The sequence below is a fragment of the Actinoplanes palleronii genome, from assembly GCF_016862315.1.
Lineage (GTDB): Bacteria > Actinomycetota > Actinomycetes > Mycobacteriales > Micromonosporaceae > Actinoplanes > Actinoplanes palleronii.
Genome location: NZ_BOMS01000035.1, coordinates 70,841 through 78,955, shown reverse-complemented (window position 1 = coordinate 78,955; position 8,115 = coordinate 70,841). Strand labels below are relative to the sequence as shown.

At 71.6% G+C, this 8,115-nt stretch carries 9 protein-coding genes and 1 pseudogene; 6 read left to right on the top strand and 4 right to left on the bottom strand.

Going from position 1 to position 8,115, the window contains the following annotated elements:
- A pseudogene (locus Apa02nite_RS51000) lies at positions 1 to 248 on the bottom strand (fructosamine kinase family protein); the annotation flags it as partial.
- Between the two features lie 56 nt (positions 249 to 304).
- Here Apa02nite_RS51000 and Apa02nite_RS13155 point away from each other — a divergent pair.
- Both Apa02nite_RS13155 and Apa02nite_RS13150 read left to right on the top strand, forming a co-directional pair.
- A complete protein-coding gene (locus tag Apa02nite_RS13155; RefSeq protein ID WP_067690312.1) occupies positions 305 to 808 on the top strand; it encodes a GNAT family N-acetyltransferase in 504 nt (167 codons plus the stop codon).
- A 79-nt stretch (positions 809 to 887) separates the two neighbouring features.
- Positions 888 to 1,904, top strand: coding sequence for a DUF4192 domain-containing protein (locus Apa02nite_RS13150; protein ID WP_203825268.1), 1,017 nt, complete (start codon positions 888 to 890; stop codon positions 1,902 to 1,904).
- A gap of 41 nt (positions 1,905 to 1,945) precedes the next feature.
- Here Apa02nite_RS13150 and Apa02nite_RS13145 read toward each other — a convergent pair whose 3' ends face one another.
- Complete coding sequence (locus Apa02nite_RS13145; RefSeq protein ID WP_203825267.1) at positions 1,946 to 3,595, bottom strand: alkaline phosphatase D family protein; 1,650 nt, start codon at positions 3,593 to 3,595, stop codon at positions 1,946 to 1,948.
- 71 nt (positions 3,596 to 3,666) lie between these two features.
- Entirely contained in the window at positions 3,667 to 4,497 is an 831-nt protein-coding gene (gene fdhD, locus Apa02nite_RS13140) for a formate dehydrogenase accessory sulfurtransferase FdhD (protein ID WP_203825266.1), read from the bottom strand.
- Positions 4,498 to 4,625: 128 nt separating this feature from the next.
- Between fdhD and mobA the strand changes: the two genes are divergently transcribed.
- From mobA to Apa02nite_RS13125, 3 genes are all read left to right on the top strand, one after another.
- On the top strand, positions 4,626 to 5,225 hold the full coding sequence (gene mobA, locus Apa02nite_RS13135; protein WP_232344111.1) for a molybdenum cofactor guanylyltransferase: 600 nt from the start codon (positions 4,626 to 4,628) through the stop codon (positions 5,223 to 5,225).
- Entirely contained in the window at positions 5,222 to 5,527 is a 306-nt protein-coding gene (locus tag Apa02nite_RS13130) for a DUF6457 domain-containing protein (protein ID WP_239164288.1), read from the top strand. The genes mobA and Apa02nite_RS13130 overlap by 4 nt, the downstream gene beginning before the upstream one ends.
- A gap of 70 nt (positions 5,528 to 5,597) precedes the next feature.
- Positions 5,598 to 6,683: a T3SS (YopN, CesT) and YbjN peptide-binding chaperone 1 gene (locus Apa02nite_RS13125; RefSeq protein ID WP_203825265.1), complete on the top strand. Its 1,086-nt coding sequence runs from the start codon at positions 5,598 to 5,600 to the stop codon at positions 6,681 to 6,683.
- A 29-nt stretch (positions 6,684 to 6,712) separates the two neighbouring features.
- Here the strand turns inward: Apa02nite_RS13125 and Apa02nite_RS13120 are convergent, their stop codons facing one another.
- On the bottom strand, positions 6,713 to 7,183 hold the full coding sequence (locus tag Apa02nite_RS13120; protein WP_203825264.1) for an Lrp/AsnC family transcriptional regulator: 471 nt from the start codon (positions 7,181 to 7,183) through the stop codon (positions 6,713 to 6,715).
- A 68-nt stretch (positions 7,184 to 7,251) separates the two neighbouring features.
- On the opposite strand from Apa02nite_RS13120, the gene ddaH reads away from it, so the two are divergent.
- Complete coding sequence (gene ddaH, locus Apa02nite_RS13115; RefSeq protein WP_203825263.1) at positions 7,252 to 8,082, top strand: dimethylargininase; 831 nt, start codon at positions 7,252 to 7,254, stop codon at positions 8,080 to 8,082.
- Positions 8,083 to 8,115: the final 33 nt, after the last annotated feature.

The window sequence follows — 8,115 nt, the reverse complement described above, 5'->3', positions numbered from 1 at the left end:
AGCCCGGCCGGAGGCTCCCCGAGCAGCCCGGCCGGAGGCTCCCCGAGCAGCCCGGCCGGAGGCTCCCCGAGCAGCCCGGCCGGAGGCTCCCCGGCCGGCCACGTCTTCGCGAACAGTGACGTCCCGTCGTCAAGGGTCAGCCGGGACGCCGTGCACACGCCGCGATGCACCGGCGTCTCGCGGATCCGTTGATGGGTGAGAAATGTCGGTAGGTGCTCGGGATGCGCGCGCAGGTACGCCATGTCCACCCGGTTATCTTCCACTTCCGGTGACGGATGTCTCCATTCGCAGGCAAAATGTCGGCATGGGCCCTGTCGCAGTGCGTTCGTATCGCCCGAGTGACCATGCCGCGGGCCGTCGGTTGTGGACCGAGCTGACCCGGCAGCAGCACGAGATGTACGGCGAGACCGACGACGACGGTGGCGCCGGCTTCGAGGAGTACCTGACCCGGCTCGACCTGAGCGGCCTGTGGGTCGCCGACCACGCCGACGACGGAGTGATCGGGATGGTCGGGCTGATCATGCGGGCCCGGGCCGGCGAGGTCGAACCGGTGATCGTCACGATCACCCACCGGCACAAGGGTGTGGGGCGCACGCTGCTGCAGCACGTCGCCACCGAGGCCAAGAAGCGGAACATGCTGTCGCTGACCATCTCGCCCGCCTCGCGGAACGTCGAGGCGATCCGCAGCCTGCACGCCGCCGGGTACGACGTGGTCTCCTCGATCGAGCTGACCATGGACCTGGACCGGCACGCCCACGCCTGGCAGGAGGAAGGCCTGGAGCTGCAGGGCCTGCCGTTCCGAAACTAGGCCAGCCTGTGGACGAGTTGTCCACAGGCCGAGGATCGGGCATGTCGCCGAGCCGGTGAGCCGGGCCACGCTGCCCGGCATGACACCTGACCGTTCCCTCGTCGTCCGCAGGCCGGACGAACTCATCGCCATCGTGCCGTACCTGCTGGGCTACCACCCGAGCGACAGCCTGGCCGTGGTCGGCCTGGCCGGCAAGCGGGTGGAATTCGCCGTCTGCCACAACCTGCCTCCGCCGGACTGGACCGTCGAGGAGGCCCGGGCATCCGCCGCCTCGGTCGCCGACGCGATCGCCCGGCAGGGCGCCAAGGACCTCGTGGTGATCGGGTACGGCCGCCCGGCCCCGGTCATGGCGGCGCTGGCGCAGTGCGGCGAGGCCCTGAACCAGAAGAAGCTGAGCGTGCTCGACGCCATCGGGGTGTACGAGGGTCGATGGCGGTCGCTGGTCTGCGCCGACGACCAGTGCTGTCCCCCGGAGGGCCGGCCCTGCCTGCCCGCGGACAGCGTGATCGCCGCCGAGGCCACGTTCCGCGGCCAGGTCGCGCTGCCCAGCCGGGAGGAGCTGATCGCGCAGGTGGCCGCGGTGGACGGCGCCGAGCGGGCCGAGATGGGGCGGGCCACCGAACGGGCCCGGCGTCGCTTCACCGACCTGATGGCCGACGACCTGAGCGCGGCCCGGCTCGGGCAACTGGTCAAGCAGAACGGCCAGGCCGCGCTCCGAGCCGCGGAGAAGACCTACCGCAACGGCGGCACGTTGAGCCCGGACGAGACCGCCTGGCTGAGCGTGCTGCTGGTGGAGCGGTCGGTCCAGGACTACGCGCTGAACCGCACCGATCCCCACGAGTGGCGGATCCGGCTCTGGATCGACGTGCTGCGCCGGGTCGACCCGGCGTACGTGGCCCCGCCCGCCTGCCTGCTCGGCATCACCGCGTGGCAGGCCGGCCGGGGCGCCCTGGCCCGGGTTGCGGTCGACCGGGCGCTGGCCGAGGAGCCGCGGCACCGCCTGGCCGGGTTGCTGCACCAGGTGCTGGCCCACGGGCTGCCGCCGCACCTGATGAGATCGTCCCGGGCACTGCGGCGATCCCGGCGAGCCCGATGACGACGGAGGCCGGCCGGGTGGTGACCCGGCCGGCACCGGCATCAGGGGCGTTCGGTTTCCTGGCGTACGGTCTCCGCCCCGAGATCGGCGGACCCCTCGGCGCGCAGACTCGCCCCCGGCGCCGGGCTGTCGGCGATCTTGGTGAGGCCGGGCACCCGGTCCTCGATCACGAAGCTGGCCCTGGTGTGCGCCGGCGCTCCCGGCCGGCTGACGTACGGCAGCACCACGAAGTCCGCGGTCATCGCGTCCGGGGTGATCGTCGTACGGACGTACCCGCGCTGGTTGTTGTAGAACTTCAGGTGCGGGTTCCAGGCCGTCCACGGGTGGGTCCCGCTCGGCACGTCGACGCCGTCGCCGGTCGACGTGATCGACGAGCAGACCAGCTCGGTGCCCACCGTCCGCGAGGTCGGGTCGTCGTAGTCGAGCTTCAGCTCGTCGGCCCAGTGCGCGTGCACGTCCCCGGTGAGCACCACCGGGTTGCGCACCCCGGCGTCCACCCAGCCCTGGGTGATCCGCTGCCGGGATGCCTGATAGCCGTCCCACGAGTCCATGCTGACCACCTCGGCCGGGCCGGCGTTGTTGTCCCGCTGCCCGAAGAACACCTGCTGGCCGAGGACGTCCCAGCGGGCCGACGACCGGTGGAAGCCGTCCAGCAGCCAGGCCTCCTGCTCGGCCCCGGTGATCGAGCGGGCCGGGTCGTAGGCCGCCGGGCAGTCCTTGTAGCCGTCGCCGCAGCCCTGGTCGTCGCGGAACTGCCGGGTGTCGAGCATGTGGAAGGTGGCCAGCCGGCCCCACCGGACCCGCCGGTAGAGCTGCATGTCGATGCCGCGCGGGATCGAGGTCCGGCGCAGCGGCATGTTCTCGTAGTACGCCTGGAACGCGGCCGCCCGGCGCGCCGGGAAGTTCGGGTCGGGCTGCTCGGGCACCTCGTCGGCCCAGTTGTTCTCGATCTCGTGGTCGTCGAAGACCACCGCCCACGGCGCGACCGCGTGGGCGGCCTGCAGGTCCGGGTCGGTCTTGTACTGGGCGTGCCGCTGCCGGTAGTTGGCCAGGGTGACCGTCTCCGGGCCCTGGTGGTCGCGGGGGTTGCCGCCCGGCGCCACGTACGTGCCGGCCTGGTATTCGTACTGGTAGTCGCCCAGGTGCAGGATCAGCTCCGGCTCGTCCTCGGCCAGTCGGCGGTACGCGGTGAAGTACCCGTGCTCGTACTGCGAGCAGGAGACGAACGACATGGCCAGGCTGGCCGGGGTGGCCCAGTGCGGTGGTGTGGTGCGGGTCCGCCCGGTCGGGGACGTGTAGCGCTCGGCGTGGAAGCGGTAGAAGAACTCGCGGCCCGGTGACAGCCCGTCCAGTTCCACGTGGACGGCGTGCGCGGATCCCGGCCGGGCCAGGGTCGCGCCGCGCCGGATCACCCGGTGGAAGCGCTCGTCGGCGGCGAGCTCCCAGCCGACCCGGATCGCCCGGTCCGGCATGCCGCCCAGCCCGTCCTCGGCGAGCGGGTCGACGGCGAGCCGGGTCCAGAGCACGAACCCGTCCGGCTCCGGGTCGCCGGACGCCACGCCCAGGGTGAACGGATCGGACCGCAGCGGGCCCCGGTGCGGCGCGGCGCCGGCCGCCAATGGCCACAAGGTGGTGGCGCCGGCAGCGCCGACTGCGGAGCTCAGCAACAGGGTGCGACGAGATATCGGCATGCCCGCAGCCTCACGGGCATAGATGAAAACAAATGGATACGGCGGGTGGCCAGCATGGGAATGTCGCGTGGTCAGACCGTGACGCGTTCCGCTCCCGCGTAGACGTTCATCGTCTGGCCGCGCAGGAAGCCGACAAGTGTCATCCCGGCCTCGTCGGCCAGCTCGGCGGCGAGCGTGCTCGGCGCCGAGACCGCGGCCAGCATCGGCAGCCCGGCCATCCACGCCTTCTGGGTCAGCTCGAAACTGGCCCGCCCGGACACCATCAGCACGTGCCCGGTCAGCGGCAGCCGGCCCTCGCGCAGCGCCCAGCCGATCACCTTGTCGACCGCGTTGTGCCGGCCCACGTCCTCGCGGACCACCAGCAGCTCACCGGCGGCGGTGAACAGCCCGGCCGCGTGCAGGCCGCCGGTCCGGTCGAAGGTGCGCTGCACGGCCCGGAGCCGGTCGGGCAGCTCGGCCAGGGTGGTGGCCGGGACCCGCAGCGGGTCGGCGGTCACGTCGTACCGTGAGCGGGTCCGCACGGCGTCGATGCTGGCCTTGCCGCAGACGCCGCACGAGCTGGTGGTGTAGAAGTTCCGGCTGACGTCGGTCTCCGGCGGCGGCACGTGCGCGCCGAGCACGATGTCCACCACGTTGTACGTGTTCGGCGTGTCCGTCCCGGCGCAGAGCTGCGCGGTGGTCACGTCCTCGGCGGCGTGGATCATGCCTTCGCTGAGCAGGAAGCCCATCGCCAGGTCGATGTCGTGGCCCGGGGTGCGCATGGTGACCGCGAGCGGCTGCTTGCGCACCCGGATCTCCAGCGGCTCCTCGGCGGCGAGCTCGTCGGGCCGCCGCCGGACCTCGCCGGACGGCGCGCCGAGATCGATCCGGACCACTGGCCGCCGCGTTGTGCTCCGCCCCATGAACGCGAGCCTACGTCGGGTTTTGAGGGCCCGCGAAGCGGTCTTTGCCGGGCCTCGCGACGGCCGGAAAGCGCCCGCGGTCTGAGCGCGTGCTCACGTCTGCCACCCGGTCGGGATACGGTACTCACGTGGGGGGATTTGCGGCGGTGGTCCTGGCCGGTGGTGCGGCTCGGCGAATGGGCGGTGCGGACAAGCCGACGCTTGCTGTCGCCGGCCAGTCCATGCTGACCAGGGTGCTCGCCGCGGTGCACGACGCGGACCCGCGTGTGGTGGTCGGCCGAGTCTCCGCTGACCTGCCGGTTCCGGTGCACGTGACCCGCGAGGACCCGCCCGGTGGCGGGCCGGTCGCGGCCGCCGCGGCCGGGCTGGCGCTGGTGCCGCCGACCATCGCGTACACCGCGCTGCTCGCCGCTGACCTGCCGTTCCTGACCGGTGAGGCGATCGACGTGCTGCGGCTGACGATGGAGTCGGCGCCGATGGAGGGCGCGGTCTACCGGGACGCCGAGGGTCGCCGGCAGATTCTCTGCGGGGTGTGGCGCACCGCCGCGCTGCGTGCGGCGATCGACCGGCTCGCCACCGAGCGGGGTGGCCTGCACGGCGCGTCGGTCCGTGAACTCGTGGACCTGCTCCGGGTCGCCGAGGTGTCCTGGCGCCGTCCCGGCCCGCCGCCGTGGTTCGACTGTGACACCGACGACGACCTGCGCACCGCCGAGGAATGGGCGCGATGAACGAGCTGGACAGGTGGGTCGCCGCGGCCGGGGCCGAGCTTGGTGTGTCCCCCGGGGACGTTCCGGTGACCTCGGTGCTCGATGTGGCGCGTGATGTGGCCCACAACGTGCTGCGGCCCGGGGCGCCGGTCACCGCGTACCTCATGGGTCTTGCGGTGGGCCGCGGTCTGGATCCGGCCGAGGCGGCCGCGCGCATCAGCGGCCTCGCCCTGGCATGGCCGGAAGCAGAGCCGGAAGCAGAGCCGAAAGCAGAGCCGGACGTGGATCCGGACGCCGCGCAGAGCCCGCCGAAGGCGGAGTAGAAAACGCACACCCGGAGAGGGCGTTCGCGCCCCGCTCGCGCTCGATAGGGTGACGGCAGGAGGTGCGATCATGACGGCAGAAGGCACAGCGGGCGACACTCCCGAAGGCGTGTTGCTCGACGAACCGACCACGGCTGACCTGCGGGCCAAAGTCACCGAGGCATGGCGGGAGTTCGCCGGCGCGCTGTCCGGCATGCTGTCCGGCCTGCCCTCGGGTGCGCAGGTCGACCTCACCCTCGACCCGACCGCGTCCGGCACCGGCTCCGCGATCTATTCGGTCAGCATCCGGATCCTGCCGGACGGCGTGATCGAGGCGCTCGCGGTGGGCAACGCCGCGCTGCCGGCCGAGTTCCGGATGGACCGCGCCGCCGTCGCCGACATGGTGGCGCTCGGCTGGTCGCCGCCCGGGGTGCTGCCCGGTTCCGGCGACTTCTTCGGGGTCCGCACCGAGCAGGACAAGGGCAAGCAGCTGGCCACCGCGGTCTCCCGGACGCTGCGTGACGTCTACGGCGCCCCGCACCCGGCCTTCCTGGTCTACCTCGTGCACGACGAGGAGGACGAGCCGATCGAGGCCGGTCCGCTGGCCACCGCGCGGCCTGAGCCCGGCCTGGACAGCAGCGGGCTGGACCTGAGCGAGCTGGACGACGACAAGGCCCTGGCCGAGGCGATGGCCGGCACCGAGGAGCTGGTGCCGCTCGACGAGCGGGTCCGCACGGTGATCGCCACCATGTCGAAGACCACCGTCGACCAGCTCCAGGTCGACGCGGACGGCGACGTCGGCATCCGGGCCGGCTCGGCGATGGTCTTCGTCCGGGTCCGGGACAACCCGCCGCTCGTCGACGTGTTCTCGCCGATCCTGACCGAGGTCGAGCCGACCGAGCAGCTCTACGTGAAGCTGTCCGAGCTGACCAACCGGATGCCGATCGGCCGGCTCTACGTCGCGCAGGACACCGTGTGGGCGTCCATCCCGGTCTTCGGCCGCAATTTCCAGGCGACCCACCTGATGCTCGCGGTGCAGGTGATGACGGGCCTGGCCGACGAGCTCGACGACCGGCTGCACGGTGAGTTCGGCGGCAAGCGGTTCTTCGGCGAGGGCGACAAGCCGGTCACCCCGAAGAGCAACGGCGACGACCACCGCCCGGGGATGTATCTCTAGCTAGGGCTTGTCCGGCAAAGCCGGCACAGCTAGAGCAGCTTGTCTGGCAGGGCGGGCACCGCGGTGGCCGTCTCCACCAGCCGGGACAGCACCACCATGCTGCGCGTCGAGGTCACGAACGGCTCGGCGCGCAGCCGCTCCAACGCCTGCTCGAGGTGACCGATATCGGCCGCTCGCAGGTGCACCAGGGCATCGGCCTGCCCGGAGACCGTGTAGGCGCCGACCACCTCCGGATGCCGCCGGGTCGCCACCGTGATCTGCGCCGGTGTGGTCCGCCCGGTGCAGAACAGCTCGACGAAGGCCTCGGTGGTCCACCCGAGTGAGCTCGGTTCGATGACCGCGGTGAATCCCTTGATCACCCCGACGGTGCGGAGCCGGTCCACCCGGCGCTTCACCGCCGGAGCGGAGAGCGAGACCCGGGCGCCGATCTCCGCGTACGAGGCTCGGGCGTCGGCCACGAGCAACGCAATGATTCGCTGGTCGACGGCGTCCATCTGCAACGATTCGCCTCCGAGGAGCAAGATTTCGAGCTGTTTGCTGCACCGCAGCCTACCTACGCTAAAACCTCATGAGCCACCTGGAGCGATTGCCGCGAACGCGGACATATTTGATGTGTCCCCCGGAGCATTTCACGGTCGAGTACGCGATCAACCCGTGGATGGACACCACCGTCGCGGTGGACGCCGCCCGAGCGCTCACGCAGTGGGAGTCGCTGCGCACCACCCTGGTCAATCTCGGTCACCTGGTGCACGTGCTCGACGCCCGGCCGGGCCTGCCGGACATGGTCTACTCGGCGAACGGCGCGTTCTCGGTGGACGGCACGGTTTACGGCGCGCGCTTCCTCTACCCCCAGCGGGCCGACGAGGCGACCGCCCATCAAGCGTTCTACGACACCGACAGCTCGTGGAAGTTCGTTGCTCCGGTGCACGTCAACGAGGGTGAGGGCGACTTCGCGTACCTGCCCGCGGCGTACGGCGGGATCGTGCTGGCCGGCTACGGCTTCCGTACCGATCCGGCCGCGCACGCCGAGGCGCAGGAGGTGCTGGGCCGCCCGGTGATCTCGCTGCGGCTCGTCGATCCGGCGTTCTACCACCTGGACACCGCGCTGGCGGCGCTCGACGACCGGCACGTCACGTACTACCCGGCCGCGTTCTCGGCGGCCTCGCAGCGGGTGCTCGCCCAACTGTTCCCGGACGCGGTGCTCGCCGACCGGGCCGACGCCGAGGCGTTCGGCCTGAATCTGGTCAGCGACGGCCGCCACGTGATCTTGAACACTGACGCGGTGGGGATGGGACGCAAGGTCCGGGATGCCGGATATCAGCCCGTGCACGTGGATCTTTCCGAGCTGAAGCGCGGTGGTGGCAGCGTGAAGTGCGCCGTCGCTGAATTGCGAGCCTGACCGTACGGGCCCCGCGAGAGTCGGTGCGCAAAG

Coding starts and splice junctions, on each gene's coding strand:
- Apa02nite_RS13155 (WP_067690312.1), top strand. CDS start 305: ATGGGCCCTGTCGCAGTGCGTTCGTATCGCCCGAGTGACCATGCCGCG.
- Apa02nite_RS13150 (WP_203825268.1), top strand. CDS start 888: ATGACACCTGACCGTTCCCTCGTCGTCCGCAGGCCGGACGAACTCATC.
- Apa02nite_RS13145 (WP_203825267.1), bottom strand. CDS start 3,595: ATGCCGATATCTCGTCGCACCCTGTTGCTGAGCTCCGCAGTCGGCGCT.
- fdhD (WP_203825266.1), bottom strand. CDS start 4,497: ATGGGGCGGAGCACAACGCGGCGGCCAGTGGTCCGGATCGATCTCGGC.
- Apa02nite_RS13130 (WP_239164288.1), top strand. CDS start 5,222: ATGAACGAGCTGGACAGGTGGGTCGCCGCGGCCGGGGCCGAGCTTGGT.
- Apa02nite_RS13125 (WP_203825265.1), top strand. CDS start 5,598: ATGACGGCAGAAGGCACAGCGGGCGACACTCCCGAAGGCGTGTTGCTC.
- ddaH (WP_203825263.1), top strand. CDS start 7,252: ATGAGCCACCTGGAGCGATTGCCGCGAACGCGGACATATTTGATGTGT.